We start from the raw sequence: 22209 nt of genomic DNA on the forward strand, positions 1-22209 counted from the left end.
CGCTCGTCCTGCTTTCTCGCCGGAGGCGGCGAGGGCGTCGACGAGGTGGGAGGCCGTCGGGTCGGAGGCCACCGGTCCGAACACGGCCGGCTCCGCTCGCAGCATGCCGACATCCGCGAGGCAGTCCCCGCCCAACGCGACCGCCAGGGCCACGTCCAGCAGGACCTTGCCCGGATCGTGCACCGCCCGAGCCCTCCGCGACGGTGTCAGTGCCACTGATATCGCGGTGTCGAGACCGGCCTTGCGGACGGTCTCGACCAGTAGCACGCTCCCGGCCTGCGAGACCACTGCCCGGCCGCCGCCCTCGACGCGGACGCGCGGGTAGGACCCGATACGCTTCTTCACCTGGAGAGTGCTTCTTTTCTTGCGCCGACATGGGCCCTAGACAAGTCCCATCGTTGCAGTTCAGGAGCACTCTCCGCTTATTTGATCAAGCTTCGGACAGCCCACCTCGTGAAAGCGTGAGGCTAGACGATCGCCTCTTCCTTGCTCCCGACGTACCTGTAGACCGTCGGGCGCGACATTTGCGCCTCCTCGACGATGTCGGAGACCGTGGTGCGGCGGTGGGCCGCATCGCGGGCGAGCTGGGAGGAGGGTGGGGAATCGCCCCGCTCGGGTCGACCCCTCCGCCGCTCACGATGCTGCAATGCCGCGGAGGTGAGAGGAGTGACCGGGCGGGAGGGCGGTCGGGCCCGTGCGGGGCGCGTACCGGCGCTTCGCGGCTGGAGGGCGGCGCTGACGGCCATGCGAAGGCCCGCCCCGAAGCCGGGGGCGGGCGGGGGTATGCCGTCGGGCGACCTGTCGCCGACCGGAACGGGCTCCCTCTTGGCCGGCCCCGCGCGTCGCCGGCGTCTCCGTTCCGGGGCCCGCACTCCAGTACGCGCAGGGTCGCGACACGCGTGCGTATGCCCCGCTGGGAGTTGCGACACTGTTGGCAAACTCGGTTCCCGGGATGCGTTGGCTGGGGGGCGGATAGTCTGCCTGCATGGTTTCGGGTGAGGGGGCCGAGGGCAGCGGCGCGGATCTTGGCGGTCAAGGCTGGGGTGCCACGCGCTCCTGGGTGGAGAAGGGGCTGTCCGAGGCGGAGCACATCGAAAATGTTGTGCGCCTGCGGGGCGGCTGGACGTCGGAGATGCGCCGCCTTGACCTCCGTGGTCCAGGTGGTCGGCGCTCACTTGTCCTTCGGTCCTTCGTCAAGCCCTTCTTCGTTCGGCACGCGGCGGGTTTGCTGACCCGTGAGGCGACTGTCCTGCGCCTCCTCGGCGACACGGACGTGCCTGCGGCCACGCTCGTGGCGGTGGATGCGACGGCGCAGTACTGCGATCACCCCTCCTTGCTGATGTCCCTGCTGCCGGGGACCGTGCGCCTGGACGACCAGGGTGCCGATGACCGCGCTGAACTGCTGGCCCAGCAACTGGTGCGGATCCATCAGCTGGCGGTGACCGCGCAACAACGGCCTCGCACCTACCAGGCCTGGGCCGCCCCCGAGCGAGTGACTCTGCCCGCGGCGACCGAGCGGCCCGAGCTCTGGCAGCGGGCTGCCGACGTCATCCGCCAGGAGCCCCCGGCCTATCAGGGTTGCTTCCTGCATCGGGACTTCCATCCCGGCAACGTCCTCTTCACGGGTACCGATGATGACCTTCAGATCAGTGGGGTCGTTGACTGGGTGGAGACTTCCTGGGGGCCGGCCGACTTGGACGTGGCTCATTGCTCGACGGCCCTCGCTCTGCTGCACGGGATTCCCGTCGGTATGCGTTTTGCCGATCGCTACGTCGCCGCGGGCGGAACCTTGGCTGAAGACGGCACTGCCCATCTCTACTGGCGGCTGCTGGACGCGTTGGGATTCGCTCCGGACGCGGAGAAGGTCGCTGTCCCCTGGCGTGAACTGGGCCGCGTCGATCTGACAGCCGGTGTACTGACTCAAAGGCTGGAGGGATACATTGAATCCCTTTTCAGTCGCTATGCCTGAACCGTCATCGCTGGGGCGAACGCCTACGAGCAGGAGTCCTGCGCAGTGGGCCGGAGGGCTGCCAGGTGAGAAGCGCGCTTCCTGGCTCGCGGGGTGTTGGTCCACCAGGAGTTGAGGCGGTGGAAGTTCATCGCGGTGGCGGTGAGTTGGTGTCGCAGTCGGGCTTTGGCCGGACCGTGGTAGCGGCATCGCCGCAGGCCGAAGGCTCGAACGCCTTGGGAGATCGTGCCTTCGACACCGGCTCGGTGCACGTCCTCTTCCTTCCACTCCTGGGGCTCTTCCTGGGCCCGCGCCTGCTGAATCGCCTCATACTCAGCTTGCGGCCGGATAGTGATCCGACGGCCCATGTCCCCCTTGCTGTTGGAGCGGGTGCACTGTTCTCGGATCTTGCAGGGACGACAGGCAGCCGTCGGGAACCGTGCCCGGACCACGGCTGCTGCCCTTCCTGAGAGCGGTCCTCAACCCAACGGCTGCTGGTCGCACCGTTGGGGCAGGTCACCTGCCGGCTCTCCCCGTCGATGGCGAAGTCCGCCTGGGAGAGGCCGCTGTCCTTGGTCTGTCAGTTCGTGGACGCGAGGATCGGGTCCACCAGGTTGACTTCGTGATTCCTGCGGGCGGTGACCGCCTCCCTGGCGGTGGCGTAGCCCGCGTCGACCAGGTGGCGGTCCGGCAGGAGGTCGCGCTTGGCTAGGTGGGCGTGGATCGGGGCGACCAGGCGCACGTCCTGGACGGGGGAGTCGGTGGTTGCGACGTGTGTGATCAGGTTCGGGCTGTCCGGCCCACAGGTTTCGGTGAGGTGGACCTTGTAGCCGTCCCAGAAGATGCCGCGTTTCACGCTGCCGCGCGCGTCGGTGTCGTACGGCGTGACCAGCCGCTCCGCGCCCGCCGGGCGGTCCTTGAGGTCCTGGCGACGGGCCTGCCCGTTGTCGACGAAGTACTGCTGGATCCACAATCCGCCGCAGGATCTGAATCCGAGGAAGCAGCGGCAGGGACGGAGGGGCATCCGGGGCCGTTAGGGCCCCAAGCAGGCTCAACCCGTCAGCACCGATCTGCTCGATCTGCTCGGTCTGCTCGATCAGCTCGATCAGCTCGGCCTGCTTGGCCTTCCCCTTGGGCAGCCGCGTGCCCTCGAACCGGATCGCGTACCGGTCGAACCACTCAGACGGAACCCAGCCAGCCACTCCGGCTCGTGGACGGCCGCGGTGTTCAGCACGGCTCGCAGGGTCTCACCGAGCCGCACCAGCCCGTGATCTGCCGGGCGGGGGACAGCGCGATCGTCGAGTCCGTGCGTGCACGGCCACCGGCCTTGAGCAGGCCATGCTCCGCAGCGGCTTCAAGGACACGGTCCAGGAGCTGAATACCGGCGTCTCCGGCAATCAGCCAGTCCCTGAACTCGGTGAGTACCGAGTGATCGAACCCCGGATCGGCCGGCTCCAGCCCCAGCAGGTACTTTCAGTCCAGCCGCCCGCGCACCGCGTCTGCGGCCTGCCGGTCCGAGAGTCCCTTGGCGAACTGCATGACCGACACCAGTGCCAGCCTGCCCTTCGGGAACGCAGCCCGTGCCACCCGGGCTGTCTCCTCCGGAACCCCGTCGATCTTCCTGGCGTGCAAAGACATCGGCCCTCCCCAAGCGCAACGTCGGCCCTCATGGCCACAACGGGTCGTGAAGGCCGACGTCACGTTCAGCCCCAGGATTCGCCAACAGTGTCGGAGTCGCCGGCGGAGGCGTGTCGGGTCACCAGGAGGACTTGGTCACTCCGGGGAGGTGGCCCGCGTGGGCCTGCTGGCGGGTTCGGACGCGGGAGAGGCCGAACTTGCGGAGGTAGCCGCGGGGGCGGCCGTCGACGCTGTCGCGGTTGCGTACGCGGGTGGCGCTGGCGTCGCGCGGCTGTCGGCGGAGTTCGGCCTGGGCCGCGTCGCGTTCGGCGGGGGTCGACGCCGGGCGGCGGATGATCTCCTTCAGCTCGGCCCGCCGGGCGGCGTACCGCTCGACGACCGCCTTGCGCCGCTCGTTCCGCGCGATCTTGCTCTTCTTCGCCATCAGACCTTCCCGCCTCGTGCGCGGATGCGGGCCACGGCGGCCTCGATGCCGATCGCGTCCACCGTCTTGATCGCCTTGGTGCTCAGCGTGAGGCGGACGTGCCGTCCCTCGCTGGGCAGCCAGTAGCGCTTGCGCTGGATGTTGGGGTCGAAGCGGCGCGAAGTGCGCCGGTGGGAGTGGGAGATGGTGTTGCCGAAACCGGGCTTCGCGCCGGTCAGCTGGCAGTGGGCCGACATGGATGTCGCCGCCTTTCTCCGAAGAGGGCTGGTTGGAAATGAAAATCGTTCCCATATACTAGCCCCATGGCACGCAACGAGATCCGCCCGATCATCAAGCTCCGCTCCACCGCGGGCACCGGCTTCACCTACGTCACCCGCAAGAACCGCCGGAACGACCCCGACCGGCTCGTCCTGCGCAAGTACGACCCCGTGGCCCGGCGGCACGTCGACTTCCGTGAGGACCGTTGACCCCGACCCCGTATTGATCTCTCGCCCTCACCCCACCCCCACCCCCGCCCCCATCCCCGAAAGGTTTCTGCCGTGAAGCCCGGAATCCACCCCGCCTACGGTCCCGTCGTCTTCCGCGACTCCGCCTCCGGCACCGCGTTCCTCACCCGGTCGACGATGACCAGCGACAAGACGGTCGAGTGGGAGGACGGCAACGTCTACCCGCTCGTCGACGTCGAGATCTCCTCCGCGAGCCACCCCTTCTACACCGGGACCGCCCGCGTCCTCGACACCGCCGGCCGCGTCGAGCGCTTCGAGCGACGCTACGGAAGCCGCCGATGAGCGCGGGACGTATGGGGCAGACGGGGAACCCGGGGGAGCCGGGTCTCGGACTGGCCGTCGTGGTCGTCGCCGGGCTCCATTCGGAGGCCCGGCGGGAGGTCGTCGACCGGCTCCTGCGGACCGTCCCCGGGAGCGTCGCGCTCCACCACGACCTCTCCGACGCTCCCGGCGGGACCGTCCTCCGGCTCGTCCGGGCCGCCACCGGCACCCTGTCCCGGGACGAGACGCCGCTCGTCGACGACTGCGCCTGCTGTGCGCTGCGCGAGGACCTGGTCCCCGAGCTGGAGCGGCTTGCGGACGGCGGGCTGACCCGGCTCGCCGTCGTGGAACTGTGGGACTCCGTGGAACCGAAGGCCATGGCGGAGGTCATCGCCGCACACGGCCGCGACCGGCTCAGCCTCACCGGCGTCATCACCGCCGTGGACCCGGCGCTCGTCCTGCCGTACCTCGGCAACGGCGACGACCTCGCCGAAGCCGGCCTCGCGGCGGCGCCCACGGACCGGCGGACCGTCGCCGACACCTGGGCGCGGCAGCTGGAGTACGCCCCCGTCCTCGCCGTCGTCGACAACGACGAAGCCGACGACGAGGACCGCGCCCTGCTCGCCCAGCTGCACCCCACCGCCCGTCAGGTGCCGGCCGCCTCCGCGGAGCTGGCCCGGGCAGCGTTCGCGGGCTTCGACGTCGAGGCCGCCGCGGCCGCCCAGCACCCCGCGTGCGCGCTCCTTCCGCAGGAAGCCGACGAGGCCGGCGTCACCACGCTCGTCTGGCACCGGCGCAGGCCGTTCCACCCCGAGCGCCTCTACCAGGCCCTGGAGGACCTGTGCTGCGCCGCCGCGCGCAGCCGCGGCCGGTTCTGGCTCGCCGACCGCCCCGACACCCTGCTCGCCTGGGACGCGGCAGGCGGCGCGCTCTGCGTCGAGAACGCCGGCCCCTGGCTGGCGTCCCTGCCCGACGCGGCCTGGGAGCTGATCCCTCCCATCCGCCAGGCGGCGGCCGCGCTCGACTGGCACCCGGAACACGGCGACTGCTGCCAGCACCTGGTCTTCACCTCACCCGGACTCGACCGGGACGGAGTCGAGCAGCTCCTCGAATCCTGTCTGCTGACGGACGCCGAGTACGCGGCCGGGCCCGACGCCTGGAAGCACCTGCCCGCAGCGTTCGACTCCCTCCTCGACACCGCCGCCTGACCACCGCCGCCTGACCACCACCCCCCAGAGACCTTCGACACCCAGGAGACGCCGTCATGGCTCGACGCCAGGAACCCCGCAAGCCCGTGAAGTCCCGCCCCAACCCGCTCGACGCGGCGGGGATCACGTACATCGACTACAAGGACACCGATCTGCTGCGCAGGTTCCTCTCCGACCGGGGCAAGATCCGCAGCCGCCGCGTCACCCGCGTGACCGCCCAGCAGCAGCGCGCCCTCGCCACCGCCGTCAAGAACGCCCGGGAGATGGCGCTGCTGCCGTACTCCAGCCGCTGACGCCGCCCGGCCGGATGATGCCGATCGCGACGCCGCACCGGGAGCTCGTGTTCCGGGAGCACCAGGGGGTGCCCCAGGCGGGGGTGCTGGGCCCGGAGGCGAAGGCCTCCCTCGCGCCCCGGAGGCGAAGGCCTCCCTCGCGCCCGTCACGGGAGAGGCCGTCTTCTTCGGGATCAGCTTCGCGCTCGGCACGTCGATGCCGCACATCCCGGTGAGCGCCCTGGTCGGCGGCGGCGCGGCGATCCCCGGCGTGACACGGCGTTCGCTGTGGCTGAAGGGTTCGGCGTGGCACGTCCCGACCACGACAACGCCGAGGCGTTCGTACGGAGGATGCTCCGTGAGGGCATCGCGGACCTCGCCCCGGTCGTCACCGCGACGCTCGGCGGCACCGGCCGCCCGGACGTCACGGAGCGCACCCCGCAGCGGCGCTTCGTCGCGGCGACGGGCCTGACCCAGGGCGCCATCCGGCAGATCCACCGGGCCCGCCAGGCGGCGGTGCTCATCCAGGAAGGTGTACCGGCGCAGGAGGTCGTGCACCGGCTGGGCCACTTCGACCAGCCGCACCTGGCACGATCCCTGAAACGTTACGTGGGGCGCGCCGCCACCCGGCTCGCGACGCCGGACACGGCGTTGCCGCTGTCGCTTCCGTACAACACCTGACCCCGCGCGCCGACCTACTGTTCCTCACGTAGCCGACGGGTTCTCGGCCGGACCGGCCGAGAACCCGCGGACGGAGCGTTCCCGACGTGGAGGAATCATGCGCAAGGTCGTCTCGGGTCTGTTCGTCTCGCTCGACGGAGCCGTCCAGTCGCCCGACCAGTGGCAGTTCGAGTTCGACGAGGAGATGGGCGCGGCACTGGCCCGCACGCTGGAGACGGCCGACACGATCCTGCTGGGCGGCGTCACGTTCACCGAATGGGCCGGGTACTGGCCGACGGTGACCAGTGGCGAGGACGCGGGCTTCGCCACGTGGATCAACGAGTCCCCCAAGTACGTCGTCTCCTCGACGCTCGACAGCGTCGACGACTGGGCGAACAGCACCCTGATCAAGGGCGACCTGACGACCGCCGTGAACGAGCTCAAGGCGGGCGAGGGCAAGGACATCACCGTCGCCGGCAGCCCCACCCTGGTCCGCTCCCTGCTGGAACTGGACCTGCTGGACGAACTCGTCCTGCTGATCCACCCGGTCGTCGCCGGTGAGGGCCGCCGGAAGCTGTTCACCGACGACACCCCCATGAAGCGGCTCCAGCTGGTCAGCGCCCAGCCGACCAGCAGCGGAGTGATCATCGCGACCTACCGTCCGGCGCGCTGAGCGAGGAAGGGGCCAGTGCCGCGTCCGGCAGGCGGAGGTGCAGTCGGAGGGCGGCGCGGCCGGCGTCCGTCAGCCTCACCACGCGCGTGTCGCCGGCGTGGATCAGCCACGACTCCTCGACGGCGTGCCGGAACACGGCCGCTCCCACACCGCCCGCCAGGTGGAGGCGTTGTTCGCTCCAGTCGACGCACGTGCGGACCTGGGGACGTGCGGGCGCGGGGCCGGTCGGTTCGTCGGTGATCCCCAGTTCCCTCAGCCAGGAGGCCCCGGCGGCGGTGAGGGCGGGGCCGTAGTCCCAGGAGAGCAGGCCCTCGGCGGTCATGGCGTCGGTGACCGCGACGGCGAGCGAGCCGGCCAGGTGGTCGAAGCAGACGCGGGCGAAGGCCAGATCCCGGCGGCTCCGGGCCGCGGTGAGGGAACGTACCGGCGCCCCGCGGTGGGGTGCCCGCGCGGCCAGTGCCTCGATCATCTCCGCGATGCCGGGGTCGGCGAGCCTGACGTAGCGGTGCCGGCCGCTGCGTTCCTCCGCGAGCAGGCCGCCCGCCACCAGCCGGTTCAGGTGGCTCGTCGCGGTCGAGGCCGCGACGCCCGCGAGGCGGGCCAGTTCGGTCGCCGTCCAGGCCCGGCCGTCGAGCAGCGCGAGGCAGAAGGCGGCGCGGGTCCGGTCCGCCAGGAGGCCGGCCAGGGCGGCGAGGTCGGGCTCGTAGGCGCCGGGCCCGTCGGCGTACGCATCGGTGCTGGTCACGCGGCCATTGTCGGCCGCCGTCACTTCGACGCCCGCCGAAGGGTCACCCACCTAGCGTTCTCCGCATGACGAACGACACCCACCGAGTGATCCGCCCGAGCATCCTCTACTTCGGCACCCCCGTCGTCCTCCTCACCACCGAGAACGGCGACGGAACCTTCAACCTCGCCCCGATCTCCTCGGCCTGGGCCCTGGGACAGAACGTCGTCCTGGGCCTGGGGCGCGACAGCCGGACCGTGCGCAACCTCGCCGAGCGGCCGGACGTCGTGATCAACCTCGCCTCGCCCGACCTGTGGGAGCAGGTGGAGCGCCTCGCGCCGCTGACCGGCGCGGATCCGGTGCCGGAGAGCAAGCGGGCGGTGTACCGGTACGAGCCCGACAAGTTCGCCGCCGCCGGGCTGACCGCGCGGCCCTCCCAGCTCGTACGGCCGCCCCGGGTCGCCGAGTCCCCGCTCCAGCTGGAGGCGCGGGCCGTCACGCTGACTCCGGGCGGCGGGGGCGGCTTCCTCTCCGTCGAGTGCGAGGTGGTCCGCGTCCACGCCGCCGAGCGCATCGTCGTCCCCGGCACGCACCACGTCGACCCGGCGGAGTGGAGCCCCCTCATCTACAACTTCCGCCACTACCACGGCCTCGCCCCCGAACTCGGCCACGGCTTCCGCTCGGAGACCGCCGGGACCGCCGGGGCCGCCGCGCGGGTCGGGTGAGCCGAAGGCCCCGCGACCCGACCCGACCCGACCCGACGCGGTCCGACCCGACCCCACCTGACGCGGTCCGTGATCGAGTGTGCGACCGCCCGCCGCGATCCGGCCCCGGCGGGTCGGCGCCGTTCCCGCGGCGTTCTGGCACGTCAGCGCGGGTGCCGCACCGGCGAACCGCGGAGGCGGGTCCCGCGTACCGCCGCGAAGGGCGGTTGTCGCGGTCCTCGACCGGCGGACAGGGTGAGGCCTTCGCCGCGCTGCCTTGCGAGGGGCGCGAGGTACGGAGACATGAGGAGAGAGGGGTCACGATGCCGAGCCCGGAGACAGCCAGGCCGCCGTTCGATCCGGAGCTGGACGCCGTCCTGTCCGTCGTCAGCGCACAGTTGCCGACGTTGACACTGGAGACCGTCCAGCGGTTCCGGGAGCTGCCGATGGCGGGCGGACTCACCGACGAGGAGCTGGAGTCGGAGGGACTCGTACGCCGGGAGGTCACCGTTCCCGGCCACGAGGGCGCGGAGTTGGCCGCGACGGTGATATCGCGCCGCGACCACACCGGCCCCGGACCCGGGATCTACCACATCCACGGCGGCGGCATGGTCGTCGGGGACCGGCTGCTCGGCGTGGTGCAGATGCTGCCCTGGATCGTCGAGCACGACGCGGTCCTCGTCACCGTCGAGTACCGTCTCGCTCCCGAGTTCCCGGACCCGTACCCGGTCGAGGACTGCTACGCGGGCCTCGTGTGGACCGCGGAGCACGCCACGGACCTCGGGATCGACCCGGACCGGATCGTCGTCGCCGGCGCGAGCGCCGGTGGTGGACTCGCCGCCGGTACGGCCCTGCTGGCCCGCGACCGCCAGGGCCCGGCGCTGCTGGGGCAGGTGCTGATCTGCCCGATGCTCGACGACCGGGGGCGGACGACCTCGACGTACCAGTACGCCGACGCCGGCACCTGGAACGGCGCCGACAACCGGGTCGGCTGGAGCGCGCTCCTCGGTGCACGGCGCGGGACGGAGGACGTCTCGGTCTACGCGGCGCCGGCCCGCGCGACGGACCTCGCGGGCCTGCCGCCCACGTTCATCGACTGCGGCTCGGCGGAGCTGTTCCGCGACGAGGACGTCGCCTACGCGACAGCCCTGTGGGCGGCCGGCGTGCCCACGGAACTCCACGTGTGGGCGGGCGGCTTCCACGGCTTCGACCTGCTCGCCCCGCACACGGCCGTCTCCCAGGCGGCGACCGCGGCCCGCGACGACTGGGTGGCGCGCCTCCTCGACTCGTGAGCCGGGAGCCGCCGCAGGATCGTCCCTCCATCAACGGGAGGGGGTGGAAGGAGCGATCCGGAAGTCGGCGTGCAGACGCCGATGGTGGTCGACCGGGCGCACCGGGCCCGTGAGCATGACGTGCGCGGTCAGGCGGGGCTCGGTGCTGGAGGCGGCGAAGCGGAGCTCCAGGCTTCCCGGTTCCACCCTCCGCGTCCCGTCACGGCCCGTGAACGAGGCGAGGTCGGCGGGGACTTCCACCTCGACGCGTTTCCGCTCGCCCGCGGCGAGGTCGAGCCGCGCGTAGCCGATGAGCCTCTGCACGGGCTGCACCACCGACGCCACCGGGTCGTGGAGGTACAGCTGGACGAGTTCGGTGCCGGCGCGGGCGCCGGTGTTCTCCACGGTGAAGGAGAGGCGGAAGGCGCCGTCCGTCGGCGTCTCGGCCGTCTCCACGGTGAGGCCCGACCAGTCGAAGCCCGTGTAGGTCAGACCGTGGCCGAAGCCGTACGCGGGCGCCGGGTCGATGCTGGAGACCTCGCTCGCCTGGCCGAGGCGGGCGGCCAGGTACGTGGACGGCTGCGCGCCGGGGTGCCGGGGCACGCTGACGGGGAGCCGGCCGCTGGGCGCGGTCCGGCCGCTGAGGACGGAGGCGATGGCGGCGGTTCCCGATTCGCCGGGGAAGAAGGACTGGACGAGGGCGGCCGCCTCCTCGGTGGCCCGGCCCAGGACGTACGGCCGTCCGGCCAGCAGCGTGGCCAGCAGGGGCGTACCGGTGTCGCGAACGGCGTCGAGCAGGGCGTCGAGGAGCCGGCCCTGGGCCCCCGGCAGTGCGAGGGACTCCGCGTCGCAGCCCTCGCCGCTGGTGCCGCGGCCGAAGAGTCCGGCGCGGTCGCCGAGCGCCACGACGACGAGGTCGGCGCCGCGGGCGAGCTCCACGGCCTCGGCGAACCCGTCGGTCGCCCCGTCGTCGATGCCCGTGCCGGCCGCCACGAGGAACTCGGCGGCCGGGAACTCGGCCCGCAGCGCCTCGTGGAGGGTCGGCAGCTCGATGCCGAGCGGCACGTCCGGGTGCTGCCCGCCGACGTGGACGGGGAAGGAGTAGCAGCCGAGGACGGCCGTGGGAGCCTCGGCCGTGGGACCGATCAGGGCGATCCGGCGGGGCACGGCCGGGTCGAGGGGCAGGACGCCGTCGTTGCGGAGCAGGACGACGGCCCGCTCGGCGACCCGGCGGGCGAGCTCCCGGTTGGCCGCCGGGTCCAGGTCGATCGTGCCGCGCAGGAGCTCCGGGTCCGAGGCGCCGGCGCCGTCCCGGGGGATGCCGACGTCCGTGCTCGCGAGCGCCGCCGGGACGGGGCTCCAGTCCGGGTCAAGGAGGCCGAGGTGCACCTTCTGGAGGAGGACGCGCCGCACCGCGCGGTCCACGAGGGACTCGGGTACGCGGCCGTGCTCGACGGCGTCGAGCAGTGGCCCGCCGAAGGCCTTGACAGTGGGCAGTTCGACGTCGACGCCCGCCGCGAGCGCCAGACCGGCCGCCTCCTCGAAGCTTCCGGCGACGCCGTGCAGGGTCTTGAGGAACGCGATGCCGAAGTAGTCGGCGACGACCGTACCGGCGAAACCCCAGGTGTCGCGGAGCAGACCGGTCAGGAGCCCGTCGTCGGCGGCGGAAGGGATGCCGTCCGTGTCGGTGTACGCGTGCATCACGGACCGTACGCCGCTCTCCCGGACCGCCATCTCGAACGGCGGCAGGATCACGTCGGCCAGCTCGCGCCGGCCCATCCCGACGGGCGCGAGGTTGCGGCCCGCCCGGGAGGCGGAGTACCCGGCGAAGTGCTTGAGGGTGGCGACGACGCCCGCGGACTCCAGGCCCTGGACGTAGGCGGTGGCGAGGGTGCCGACGAGGTACGGGTCCTCGCCGATGGTCTCCTCGACGCGACCCCAGCGGGCGTCGCGTACGACGTCGAGGACGGGGGCCAGGCCCTGGTGGACACCGACCGCGCGCAGGTCGCGCCCGATCGCGCCGGCCATCTCCCGGATCAGCTCCGGGTCGAAGGTCGCGCCCCAGGACAGCGGGACGGGGTACGCCGTGGCTCCCCAGGCGGCGAAGCCGGCGAGGCACTCCTCGTGCGCCACGGCGGGGATGCCGAAGCGGTTGGCGGCGGCGATCCTCGCCTGCGTCCGCATGAGGGAGAGCGCGCCGAGCGCCGGGTCGACGGGAACCGTGCCGAAGGGCCTGGTCAGCTGGCCGAGTCCGGTGGGCAGCAGCGCGTCCAGGTCGACGGGCTCCTCCATGTCGTGCTGGTGGGGCGCGACTTCGGCGCCGTCGTCGGACGCGCCGACCCAGACGCCGAAGAGCTGGGCGATCTTCTCCGGGAGCGTCATCGCGCGCAGGAGCGCGTCGACGCGGGTCTCCGGATCCAGTGAGGGATCCCGCCAAGGACCATGAAGGGGGCCGGGGCCGGAAGCGGCAGGGTGGTCGGGAGACGACGCCGTGGTCATGGGTGCGGTCACTTTCCTCCGACTCCCATCAGGCCCTGGACCAGGGCGCGACGGGCGAACAGATAGACGAACAGGATGGGGAGCATGGACAGGACGACGGCCGCGAGCAGACCGGGGATGTCGACGCCGTGCTCGGTCTGGAAGTCGTAGAGGCCCATGGTGATGACCTTGTTCTCCGAGGACTGGGTGAGGACGAGGGGGAAGAGGAAGCCGTTCCACGCCTGGAGCGCGGAGAAGACGACGATCGTCGAGAGCCCGCCCTTGGACAGCGGCAGCACCAGCTGGAGGAAGATCCGCCAGGAGGAGGCGCCGTCCACCGTCATCGCCTCGTACAGCTCGGAGGTGATGTCGCGCATGACGCCGGTGAGGATCAGGGCGCAGACGGGCATGGCGAAGGCGGCCGTCGGCAGGACGACACCGAGGAGGTTGTCGTAGAGGCCGGCCTCGTTGATCAGGTAGAACATGGGCACGATCACGGCCTGGGAGGGGATGGCCAGGCCGAGCAGGAAGAGCCGGAAGACCCTGCCGGAGGCCTTGCCGTCGCTGCGGACGATCGCGTACGCCAGGGGCGGTACGAGCAGCAGGACGATCCCCACGACGGCGAGGGTGACGACGACCGTGTTGAGGAAGTACTGGCCGAAACCGTCGTTCAGGTCGCCGACGTAGTTGTCGAGCGTGAGGTTCGTCGGGAAGCCGAGGGGGCCGTTCGCGGCGTAGTCGGTCCGGGTCTGGAAGGTGGCGACGAGCATGACGTACAGCGGCAGGCCGATGACGAACAGCCAGACGAGGGACCCGAAGCCGGCGAGGTAATTGGGGCGTCCGCGCATCACACGCCCTCCAGGGTGCTGCGCATCCGGTCGTAGCCGCTCAGGCGGACCATGACCAGGGAGACGAGGGTGGCGACCAGGACGAGGAGCAGCGCGATGGCGGAGGCCATGCCGAAGTCGAAGCTCTTGAAGGCCTTCTGGTACATGAAATAGGCCGTGTTCGTGGTGTCGGTGCCCGGACCGCCCTGGGTGAGGATCAGGACGGTGTCGAAGGTGGTGAGGCCGCCGACCACCATGAGGATCGTCGACGTCACGACGGTGTTGCGCAGCTGCGGCAGGGTGATGTGGAAGAACTGCCTGACCCGCCCCGCCCCGTCGATCTGCGCCGCCTGGTAGAGCACCGGCGGGATGGCCCGCGCGGCGCCCTGGTAGAGCAGCGTGTGCAGGGGGGTGAACTGCCAGGTGCCGACGAGGACGAGGACGCCGATGGCGCTCGACTGGACGCCGAAGAGGTTGCCGTCGCCGAACAGCCAGGTGGCCTGGGAGGGGAGGCCGAAGTTGGGGTCGAGGAGGGCGCGCCACAGGACGGACACGGCGGTGACGGAGAGCAGCAGCGGGACGAAGTAGATCGCGGAGAGGACGGCGCGGTTGCGCTGGCGGCCGGCGGCCCAGACGCCGAGCAGGATGCTGATGGGGGTCTGGACGAGGACGCCGAGGACGGTGAGGACGAGGCTCAGCCAGAGGCTCTTCACCATCACGGGGTCGTCGAGCAGCTTGCTCCAGTTCTCCAGACCCGCGAACGCGGGCGAGCCGAGGCCGTTCCAGCGGGTGAAGGAGAGCACGACGACCAGGAGGAGCGGAACGAGGGCGAACAGCCCGAAGAAGACGGCGGCCGGTGCCGCCCAGGCGACGCCCGGGCGGCCCACACCGGTGGCGGGGGTCATGTCGGAAGTCCCGGTGGTCAGGCCGCGGGCAGGCTCTGCATGGCGGCGATGAAGGCGTCGGCGTCCGACCGTCCGTTGAAGAACTGCTGGATCGCCTGGTGGAGCGTGGTGGTGGCGGCCGGCGGGAACGCCTGGTCCCAGGAGAGCTGGAAGGCGGGGGCCTTCTTCACCAGCTCGTACTGGAACGTCGAGTACTCCGGGTTGGCGGCGGTGTCGAGGAACTTCGGGGTGTTGGTGGTGGTCGGCAGGTTGCCGATGGCGAGCTGCGCCTTGACGAACTCGTCGGAGTACATGAGCTTCAGGAAGTCGGCGACGGCCTCGGGGTGTTCGGTGCTCTTGAGCACCGAGTAGAAGTTGTTGGTGTTTCCGGCGATGTTGTCGCCGTTCCCCTTGCCGCCCGCGACGGTCGGGAAGGCGCCGTAGCCGAGGTCGCTCTTCACGAAGTCGGGGTAGGCGTCCTGGAGGGTGGAGTACTCCCAGGAGCCCATGAGTTCGAAGGCGGCCTTGCCGGTGGCGAGCAGCGCGGGCGAGCCGCCGTCGGTGAACTTGACGGAGTCGTAGTTGGTGCCGAAGGCGCCGGCGTCGATCAGCTCCTTCAGCATGCCGAGGGCCTTCCTGCTGTCGGCGCTCGCCCAGACGTCCTTGTCGCCCTTGACCGCGTTCGCGAAGTGCTCGGGCCCGGCGACTCGGTCGTACACGTACTGGAACCACATCTGCGTGGGCCACCGGTCGCCGCCGCCCAGTGCGATCGGGGTGACGCCCTTCTCCTTCAGCGCCTTCACGGCGGCCAGCAGCTCGTCCCAGGTCCTCGGCGCGGTGACGCCCGCCTCCTGGAGCACCTTCTTGTTGCTGAAGAGCAGGACCGGCTGGGTGCCGCGCATGGGGACGCCGTACGGCTTGCCGTCGACGACGGCGGTGTCGAAGACGGACGGCAGGAAGTCGGACTTGAGCTTGGCGTCCTTCGCGATGAAGTCGTCGAGGGGCATCAGCAGCCCGGCGTCGACGTACGGCTTGATGCTGCCGCCGCCCCAGTTGAAGAACACGTCCGGGGCCTGCTTGCCGCTGATGATCGTCTGCAGCTTGGACTGGTAGTCGGCGCCGGGGATGGTGTCGAGGACCGCCTTGACCTTCGAGGTCTTGTTGAAGGTGTCGACGAGCTGCTTCTCCACCTTGTTCGTCGCGTCCCCGTAGACGAGGACGTGGATCGTGCCCGCGTCGCCGCCGGCCGCGTCCCCCGAGCCGCCGCAGCCGGCCAGGGACAGGGCCATGGCCAGCGATGCCCCGCCGATGACAGCCGTTCTCAGGAGCCGTATGTGCCGCTTCATCGCGCCGCCCACCTCGCCTATCTCGAAAGAGTTTCGGAACTGTTTCCGAAACTTCATGGGCGGGACGCTAGGGCGGTGCCGCGAAACCGGTCAACCCTCTGTCGTCGCGTTATGGAAACGTGACATCGGGGTCGTGGGTGTCGGTGCTTTATGCTGCTCGGATGCGTGATGACGAGGAGAACCGGCGGATCACCCTGGCCGAGGTGGCCGAGAAGGCCGGCGTCTCGCTTTCGACAGTTTCGAAAGTCCTCAACGGACGCCAGGACGTCTCGCCCCGCACCCGCGGCAAGGTGGAGGCCCTCCTTGAGGCGCATGCGTACCGGAGGACCACCCGGGCGGCCGCCGAGGCCCCGCTCATCGAACTCGTCTTCCACGAGCTCGACAGCGTCTGGTCGATGGAGCTCATCCGCGGCGTGGAGAACCTCGCCAAGGTCCATCAGGCGAGCGTCGTCCTCACGGAGAGCGGCACCCGGCACGCGCCGGGACCGGACTGGATCGAGGGCGTCCTGCAACGCCGCCCCATCGGCGTCGTCCTCGTCTTCTCCTCGCTCCCCGCCGAGGTCAAACGACGACTCGGAGCCCGCTCCATCCCCTTCGTGATCGTCGACCCGGCCGGGGACCCGGAGCCGGACGTGCCGTCCGTCGGCTCGGCCAACTGGGCCGGCGGCGTCGCCGCCACCCGCCACCTCGTCGACCTGGGCCACCGGCGCATCGCCATCATCACGGGCCCCGAGGACGTCCTCTGCTCCCTCGCCCGCCTCGACGGCTACCGCTCGACCCTCGGCATGGCCGGACTCGACAGCGATCCGGCACTCATTCGCTTCGGCGACTTCCACGTCGAAGGCGGCTACGCCCACGCCCTCGACCTGCTCCGCCTGCCCGACCGCCCCACCGCGATCTTCGCCGGAAGCGACCTCCAGGCCCTCGGCGTCCTGGAGGCGGCCCGGGTCTGCGGGCTGCGCGTCCCCGAGGACCTCTCCGTCGTCGGGTACGACGACGTGATGCCCGCCCGCTGGTCCAGCCCCGCCCTCACCACCGTCCACCAGCCGCTCCGTCAGATGGGCGAGGAGGCGGTCCAGATGCTGCTCCGGCTGCGTGCGGGCGAACCCTCCGTGACCCGTCTGGAACTCGCCACCAGCCTCGTCGTCAGGAACAGCACCGCCCCGCCACCCGCCGCCCCCGCCCCGGCGTCGCCGACGGCCCGGGGCGGGGTGTGAGGGGAGCGGCGGGGGCCGGAGAGGGGGCGGGGGCGGGTATGGGTGCTACAGGCCGCCGGTGTACAGCAGCTTGTTGGGGGTGTTGTTGCTGAGGTTGGTCAGCAGGCCCTTGGTGGAGTTGCCGTCGAGCCACTGGCCGATCTCGGCCGGACCGGCGGTGGGGTGCTGCGCCTTGTAGAGCGCGGCGACGCCGGCGACGTGCGGGGCGGCCATGGACGTGCCGTTCAGGGCGACGGAACCGCCGCCGAGCTTCGCCGACACGACGTCCTGGCCGGGCGCGAGGATCTCGACGCACCGGCCGTGGTTGGAGAAGGACGTCTCCTCGTCCCACACGTTCGACGCGGCGACCGTGAACGTGCCCGCCGCGGACGCGGGCGAGACGTCACAGGCGTCCTTCGCGGAGTTGCCGGCCGCGATGACGGGCAGGACGCCCGCCTGGTACAGGGCGGTGGCGGCGTTGTTGACGGCGACGGACTTGTCCCCGCCCAGCGATCCGTTCAGGACCGCGGGCTGCCTGGCGTTCTTGGCGACCCAGTCCATCCCGGCGATGATCCCGGAGTACGGCCCCCGGGAGTCGCAGCCCAGGACTCGTACGCTCACCAGGCTCGCCTTGCGCGCGACGCCGTACGTCTTCCCGGCGACGGTGCCCGCCACATGCGTGCCATGGCCGTTGCAGTCCTGCCCGGCCCGCCCGTCGCCCATCGCGTCGAAGCCGAACGAGGCCCGGCCGCCGAACTCGTCGTGGGCGTAGTCGATCCCGGTGTCGAGGATGTACGCGGTCACCCCTGCGCCGCTGCCGAGCGTGGTGAAGTCGTTGTCGAGCGGCAGGTTCCACTGGTTGATCCGGTCCAGACCCCAGGTGGCGGCCGGGCCGCGGGTTCCGGTGGGCGTGACCGGCTGCGGCGGGGCGAGGGCCACCGCGTCCTCCTCGACGGACGCCACCCCGGGCGTCTTCCTGACGAGGTCCAGCTGGACCTCGGTCAGCGGCACCGCGAAGCCGTTCAGCGCCTTCTCGTAGACGAACGTGGGCTTGAGCCCCAGCTTCCGCGCCGCCGCGGCCGCGTCGACCGTCTTGTCCAGGGTCACGATGTACTTGCCGGGCACCGCGTTGGCGGCCGTGATGAGCGGCGCCGGAGTCGGGTCCGGCGCGGCGCCGGACCCCGAGGCGGGCGCCGAACCCACGGCGGTGGCGGCCGGTCCGGCGAGGGCCAGGGAGGCGACGACGGCGCTCGCGAGAGCGAGTCTGGTACGTGTGTTCATGTCGGGAGGGCACCACGCGGAAACGATCACGGGCCAGCACATTCCCGAGGATTCCAACGGATGCCGCAAAGATCACCGCAATGCGCTCGGCCGAAGCGGTGCCCCGGGAGAGGCGGCTTCAGCCGGATTCGGACGCGGGCTCCGACCCGGACTCGGGCTCCGACCCGGACGCGGGCTCGGACGCGGGCCGGGTCGTGGTGAGGAGGCCGATCTTGTCGATCCGGTGCTCGGGATTCCCCTGGTCGTCCCGCCAGAAGTTGCCGGCGGCGTTGTCCTCCGGAGTCGCGCAGGTGGACAACGTGATCATGGCCCGGGTGGGCCGCTCGCCAGGCGCCCCCGGGACCGCGGCCCGCTGCTCCGCGAGGGAACGCTCGGAGCGGAAGGAGGTGGTGCGGGTCTCGACGATCCGGTACGTGTACGTGGCGTCTCCGGCGGTCACGTGCACCAGGTCGCCGACCTCGACCTCGGGCAGATCACGGAGCGGCCCGCCGGCCGAGAGCCGGTGCGCGGTCACCTGGTAGTTGCCTATGTCGCCGGGCCCGACGCCGCCCCGCTCCCCGTACGGGCTCGCCGCGACGCCGCGGTCCTGTATGCGGGTGCCCGCCCGGTCGTCGGTCCTCCCCTCGTACGGCACGACCCGCAGGTCCGCCACCCCGATCGAAGGGATGTCGATCTCGGCGGCCCGCGGCCGGGGGCTGGGCACAGCGCTGGGCGCAGGGCTCGGCGAAGCGCCGACGGGCTCGGGCCGGTGCTCGGCCGCCTCGGTGGCACGGACCGGCGGCGGGGGAGCGGTGGCGCCCCCGGACGTCGCCGTGGAGGCACAACCGACGAGCAGCACCACCACCCCCGTGGCGGCGACGGAGGCGGCGACGGCGGCACGGCGCGTACGGCCCATGGCCGCACAACAACGGACCGGCACCGCACATTCCCGCCACCTCCCCGACGTCGTCAGCCCTTGACGGACTCCGCGATCCGCAGCGCGGCCTGGGCGGGCGTGAGGTGCGTGGTGTCGACGACTTCGGCCTCGGCGTGCAGCCACGCGGCTGCCGCTTCGGCGTACGGCTCCAGGTGCCGGAGGCGGAACGGGGAGTCCGGGCCGGTGACCGTGTCGCCCGCGATGCGCGCGCGGAGGGTGTCCTGGTCGGCGTGGAGGACGAAGTGCCGGACCGGGATCCCGTGCGCGGCGAGGCCCGCGCCGATCTCGCGCCAGTACTCCTCGACCAGGACCGTCATGGGCATCACCAGCGTGCCGCCCGTGTAGGCGAGGACGTGCCGGGCGGTCTCCACGACGAGCGGTCGCCACGGCGGCCAGTGCTGGAAGTTGCCCGCCGCCGGCAGCCCCGGCGTGATGTCCATCAGCGTCTCGCCGACCTTCTCGGCGTCGAACACCCGCGAGTCCGGAATCAGTTGCCGCACCAGCGCGGCGGTCGTCGTCTTGCCCGCACCATGGGTGCCGTTGATCCACACGATCGTCATGCGGTCCGAGGCTAGCGCCGCGCGCTCGTGCCGGGCTCGTCCGGGCCGTCGCGCAGCCCGCGGACCGAGTCGCGGAAGGCGAGGGGGGTCTGCCCCGTGCGGTGGTGGAAGTACTTGCTGACATGCGTCGCGCTGGAGAAGCCGAGGCACTCGGCGATCCGGGCGGCGGTCCGGTCGCTGTGGGCGAGGAGCCGCTGGGCCTCCAGGACGACGCGCCGGTCGATGAACTCCTTGGCGCCGACACCGGCGGCGGCGAGCGTGGCCCGGGAGAGGGTGCGGGGCGAGTAACCGAGCGTCTCGGCGTGGTCCTCGACCCGGCGCGTGCGCGCGAAGCCCTGCTCGACGGCGTCGCGGATGCGCAGGTACGTGACGTCGGGTTCGGGCGCGGGGCGGCCGACGGGCGCCGTGAGGTGGGCCAGGCGCAGGACGAGTACGGCGAGCAGGTGACGCAGCGCGGCGGTGTGGATCTCCAGGGGCAACTGTCCCAGGGCCCGGAACTCGGTGGCGAGGTGCTCGGCGGCCAGCCGCGGCGTCGTCGGGGAGGGGGCGCCGCAGGACCGGGGCGCGCGGGTCTTCGAGGCGCGCCGCGGCCGCGGTCGCCGGGTCGGGGAAGTCCTCCCGGAACAGGACCAGCGCCCCCTCGGCGCGGGCGAGGTCGCCCCACTGCTGGACCTGACCGGGGCGCACCCAGAACCAGGAGCCGGGGCCGAGCGCGTACGCGGTGAAGTCGACCGTGCGCCGCAGGGATCCGCCGGTGAGGGTGATCAGGTGGTGGAAGTCCGGCCTCTGCGGGACCGCGAGCCGCTCCGCGGGCACCCGGCCGCGCAGGTCGGCCGGATCGAGCACCCCGACGCCGGCCGCGATCCCGGCCGGCGCGACGAACGAGACCCCTGGGATGCCGCCGAGCCGATCTTCGGCATCGTGTCGGTCGGAAACCGGCAAGCACGGCGGCAGCGGGGCACCGCGCCCGAAGCAACGAGAATGGTCATGAGCAACGCCAAGAACACCGTCCTCACCGAGACCGGCGAACTGTCCGGGAAGAAGGACCCGAGCGCCGTGGACCGCTGGGTCGCCGCCGGCTACCGCCGGCACAGCGCCCTGGCCGCCGACGGCCCCGAGGCCCTGCGCCGACTGGTCGCCGGCCTGCCGGAGGGCTTCCGCTGCGAGGGTGCCCGGGTGCTCGCCGACGGCGACCTGGTGGCTCTGCACGGCACGTACCACGGCTTCGGCCCCGACCCGCTGGTCGGCTTCGACATCTTCCGCGTCGACGCCGACGGCAGGCTCGCCGAGCACGGGGACGCCCTGACCCCGCTGGTCGAGAACACCGCCTCCGGCCGCTCCCGGACCGACGGCCCCACCGAGCCCTCCGACCGGGACAGGACCGAGGCCAACCGCGCCCTGGTCCTGGAATTCGCCGAGAAGGTCCTCAAGGGCGCCGACTGCTCCGTCCTGACCGACTACGTCTCGACCGAGACCTACCACCAGCACAACCCGGACGCCGCCGACGGCCTGGACGGCTTCGGCGCCGCCGCCGCGCGGTGGGCCGGGCAGGGAAAGCACCTCGTCTGCCGGACCGTCGAGCACGGGGACGTCATCGCCCCCGTGCGGCGCAGTCCCTCGGCCGTTCGCGCGTCCGAGGGCGTCCGGCGCGTCCGCCGGACCTACGGTGGCCCCATGAGCGACCCGGAGAAGAACAAGGCCACGGCCAAGGCGTTCTACGACCTGATGTTCAACGAGTGCCGCCCCGCCGAGGCCATCGACCAGTACGCGGGGGACACCTACATCCAGCACAACCCGCACGTCGGCGACGGCAAGCAGGCGTTCATCGACTACTTCGAGCGCATGGCCGCCGAGTACCCGGGCAAGCGCGTCGAGTACAAGCGCGCCTTCGCCGAGGGCGACCACGTCGTCCTGCACTGCCGGCAGACCTGGCCGGGCGACGAGGAGTACGCCGGCATCGACATCTTCCGCTTCGACGCCGACGGCAGGATCGTCGAGCACTGGGACGTCCTTCAGGTCGTCCCGCCCACCTCCGAGAACGACAACACGATGTTCTGAACGGGGATACGGAACCGACCCGCTCGACACGGAGGGGACCGGCCCGGCGATCCGCCCGCACGCCCGCGCCATCGGCGTTTCGGCCACGCCGGGTCTCCGCCCCGACCCGTGCCCCGCACGGATCGATGTACAGGGAACGAACTCCCTTTCGCCTGCCCACGGGGTTCGAACGCCGTCCGAATCGGATGTGCACGACCCGGGATGTCACCTCGTTGAGCTGTCCGACACCCCGACCCGCAGGCATGGAGGACGTGTTGCACCCCCATCTCGCCGCTTCTCCCCTTCTCCCCGACCCACCCTCCCGCACCGCCGCCCCACCCCGCACGCCGACGCTCGGCCCGCCTCGGCCCCCCGGACCCGCCGGCGGGGACGGC

At 71.7% G+C, this 22209-nt stretch carries 21 protein-coding genes and 3 pseudogenes; 11 read left to right on the top strand and 13 right to left on the bottom strand.

The window, feature by feature from the left end; all coding sequences use genetic code 11:
* Positions 1–345 (bottom strand): annotated as a pseudogene (locus HHL19_RS17975) (transposase); the annotation flags it as partial.
* Positions 346–985: 640 nt separating this feature from the next.
* Here HHL19_RS17975 and HHL19_RS17985 point away from each other — a divergent pair.
* Positions 986–1969, top strand: coding sequence for a phosphotransferase (locus tag HHL19_RS17985; RefSeq protein ID WP_169090761.1), 984 nt, complete (start codon positions 986–988; stop codon positions 1967–1969).
* Between the two features lie 23 nt (positions 1970–1992).
* On the opposite strand, the pseudogene HHL19_RS17990 reads toward HHL19_RS17985, so the two are convergent.
* From HHL19_RS17990 to rpmB, 3 genes and pseudogenes are all read right to left on the bottom strand, one after another.
* A pseudogene (locus tag HHL19_RS17990) lies at positions 1993–3586 on the bottom strand (transposase).
* Positions 3587–3704: 118 nt separating this feature from the next.
* Positions 3705–4010 carry a 30S ribosomal protein S14 gene (rpsN, locus tag HHL19_RS17995; RefSeq protein WP_169090763.1) on the bottom strand — a complete coding sequence of 102 codons (306 nt, stop codon included), beginning with the start codon at positions 4008–4010 and terminating at the stop codon, positions 3705–3707.
* Positions 4010–4246: a 50S ribosomal protein L28 gene (gene rpmB / locus HHL19_RS18000; protein WP_169090765.1), complete on the bottom strand. Its 237-nt coding sequence runs from the start codon at positions 4244–4246 to the stop codon at positions 4010–4012. The genes rpsN and rpmB overlap by 1 nt, the downstream gene beginning before the upstream one ends.
* A gap of 66 nt (positions 4247–4312) precedes the next feature.
* Between rpmB and rpmG the strand changes: the two genes are divergently transcribed.
* The 6 genes from rpmG to HHL19_RS18030 all read left to right on the top strand — a co-directional run bounded on the left by rpmG (position 4313) and on the right by HHL19_RS18030 (position 7590).
* Complete coding sequence (gene rpmG, locus HHL19_RS18005) at positions 4313–4477, top strand: 50S ribosomal protein L33 (RefSeq protein ID WP_169090767.1); 165 nt, start codon at positions 4313–4315, stop codon at positions 4475–4477.
* A 72-nt stretch (positions 4478–4549) separates the two neighbouring features.
* On the top strand, positions 4550–4798 hold the full coding sequence (locus HHL19_RS18010; RefSeq protein WP_169090769.1) for a type B 50S ribosomal protein L31: 249 nt from the start codon (positions 4550–4552) through the stop codon (positions 4796–4798).
* Positions 4795–5985, top strand: coding sequence for a GTP-binding protein (locus tag HHL19_RS18015; protein WP_240981656.1), 1191 nt, complete (start codon positions 4795–4797; stop codon positions 5983–5985). The genes HHL19_RS18010 and HHL19_RS18015 overlap by 4 nt, the downstream gene beginning before the upstream one ends.
* 56 nt (positions 5986–6041) lie before the next feature.
* Positions 6042–6278 (top strand): 30S ribosomal protein S18, encoded by a 237-nt coding sequence (gene rpsR, locus HHL19_RS18020; protein ID WP_169090771.1) that lies wholly within the window; start codon positions 6042–6044, stop codon positions 6276–6278.
* A gap of 285 nt (positions 6279–6563) precedes the next feature.
* Entirely contained in the window at positions 6564–6938 is a 375-nt protein-coding gene (locus tag HHL19_RS36795) for a helix-turn-helix domain-containing protein (protein ID WP_206325267.1), read from the top strand.
* A gap of 97 nt (positions 6939–7035) precedes the next feature.
* Complete coding sequence (locus HHL19_RS18030) at positions 7036–7590, top strand: dihydrofolate reductase family protein (protein ID WP_169090773.1); 555 nt, start codon at positions 7036–7038, stop codon at positions 7588–7590.
* On the opposite strand, the gene HHL19_RS18035 is transcribed toward HHL19_RS18030, so the two are convergent.
* Positions 7562–8335 (bottom strand): winged helix-turn-helix domain-containing protein, encoded by a 774-nt coding sequence (locus HHL19_RS18035; protein WP_169090775.1) that lies wholly within the window; start codon positions 8333–8335, stop codon positions 7562–7564. The genes HHL19_RS18030 and HHL19_RS18035 overlap by 29 nt on opposite strands.
* A gap of 65 nt (positions 8336–8400) precedes the next feature.
* Between HHL19_RS18035 and HHL19_RS18040 the strand changes: the two genes are divergently transcribed.
* Together HHL19_RS18040 and HHL19_RS18045 are read left to right on the top strand one after the other, a co-directional pair.
* Positions 8401–9039: a flavin reductase family protein gene (locus HHL19_RS18040; RefSeq protein WP_169090777.1), complete on the top strand. Its 639-nt coding sequence runs from the start codon at positions 8401–8403 to the stop codon at positions 9037–9039.
* Positions 9040–9341: 302 nt separating this feature from the next.
* Positions 9342–10310 carry an alpha/beta hydrolase fold domain-containing protein gene (locus HHL19_RS18045; RefSeq protein ID WP_169090779.1) on the top strand — a complete coding sequence of 323 codons (969 nt, stop codon included), beginning with the start codon at positions 9342–9344 and terminating at the stop codon, positions 10308–10310.
* Positions 10311–10340: 30 nt separating this feature from the next.
* On the opposite strand, the gene HHL19_RS18050 is transcribed toward HHL19_RS18045, so the two are convergent.
* From HHL19_RS18050 to HHL19_RS18065, 4 genes are all read right to left on the bottom strand, one after another.
* Complete coding sequence (locus HHL19_RS18050) at positions 10341–12671, bottom strand: glycoside hydrolase family 3 N-terminal domain-containing protein (RefSeq protein WP_240981657.1); 2331 nt, start codon at positions 12669–12671, stop codon at positions 10341–10343.
* Between the two features lie 125 nt (positions 12672–12796).
* Positions 12797–13615, bottom strand: a complete 819-nt coding sequence (locus tag HHL19_RS18055; RefSeq protein ID WP_169090783.1) for a carbohydrate ABC transporter permease — start codon at positions 13613–13615, stop codon at positions 12797–12799.
* Positions 13615–14499 (bottom strand): sugar ABC transporter permease, encoded by an 885-nt coding sequence (locus HHL19_RS18060; RefSeq protein ID WP_169090785.1) that lies wholly within the window; start codon positions 14497–14499, stop codon positions 13615–13617. Before HHL19_RS18060 ends, HHL19_RS18055 begins: the two co-directional genes overlap by 1 nt.
* A gap of 17 nt (positions 14500–14516) precedes the next feature.
* Entirely contained in the window at positions 14517–15824 is a 1308-nt protein-coding gene (locus HHL19_RS18065; protein ID WP_169090787.1) for an extracellular solute-binding protein, read from the bottom strand.
* Positions 15825–15985: 161 nt separating this feature from the next.
* On the opposite strand from HHL19_RS18065, the gene HHL19_RS18070 reads away from it, so the two are divergent.
* The gene (locus tag HHL19_RS18070; RefSeq protein WP_169090789.1) at positions 15986–17041 is read left to right on the top strand and encodes a LacI family DNA-binding transcriptional regulator; all 1056 of its coding nucleotides are present in this window, start codon (positions 15986–15988) and stop codon (positions 17039–17041) included.
* A gap of 45 nt (positions 17042–17086) precedes the next feature.
* On the opposite strand, the gene HHL19_RS18075 is transcribed toward HHL19_RS18070, so the two are convergent.
* From HHL19_RS18075 to HHL19_RS18090, 4 genes and pseudogenes are all read right to left on the bottom strand, one after another.
* Complete coding sequence (locus tag HHL19_RS18075) at positions 17087–18301, bottom strand: S8 family peptidase (RefSeq protein ID WP_169090791.1); 1215 nt, start codon at positions 18299–18301, stop codon at positions 17087–17089.
* A 118-nt stretch (positions 18302–18419) separates the two neighbouring features.
* Positions 18420–19196, bottom strand: coding sequence for a class E sortase (locus HHL19_RS18080; RefSeq protein ID WP_169090793.1), 777 nt, complete (start codon positions 19194–19196; stop codon positions 18420–18422).
* Positions 19197–19249: 53 nt separating this feature from the next.
* The gene (locus tag HHL19_RS18085; protein ID WP_169090795.1) at positions 19250–19777 is read right to left on the bottom strand and encodes an ATP-binding protein; all 528 of its coding nucleotides are present in this window, start codon (positions 19775–19777) and stop codon (positions 19250–19252) included.
* Positions 19778–19788: 11 nt separating this feature from the next.
* Positions 19789–20674 (bottom strand): annotated as a pseudogene (locus tag HHL19_RS18090) (helix-turn-helix transcriptional regulator).
* Positions 20675–20764: 90 nt separating this feature from the next.
* On the opposite strand from HHL19_RS18090, the gene HHL19_RS37345 reads away from it, so the two are divergent.
* Positions 20765–21835, top strand: coding sequence for a nuclear transport factor 2 family protein (locus HHL19_RS37345; RefSeq protein ID WP_240981658.1), 1071 nt, complete (start codon positions 20765–20767; stop codon positions 21833–21835).
* The last annotated feature ends 374 nt before the right edge of the window (positions 21836–22209 follow it).

Origin of the sequence: Streptomyces sp. R302 (assembly GCF_012927245.1) — a bacterium.
GTDB lineage: Bacteria > Actinomycetota > Actinomycetes > Streptomycetales > Streptomycetaceae > Streptomyces.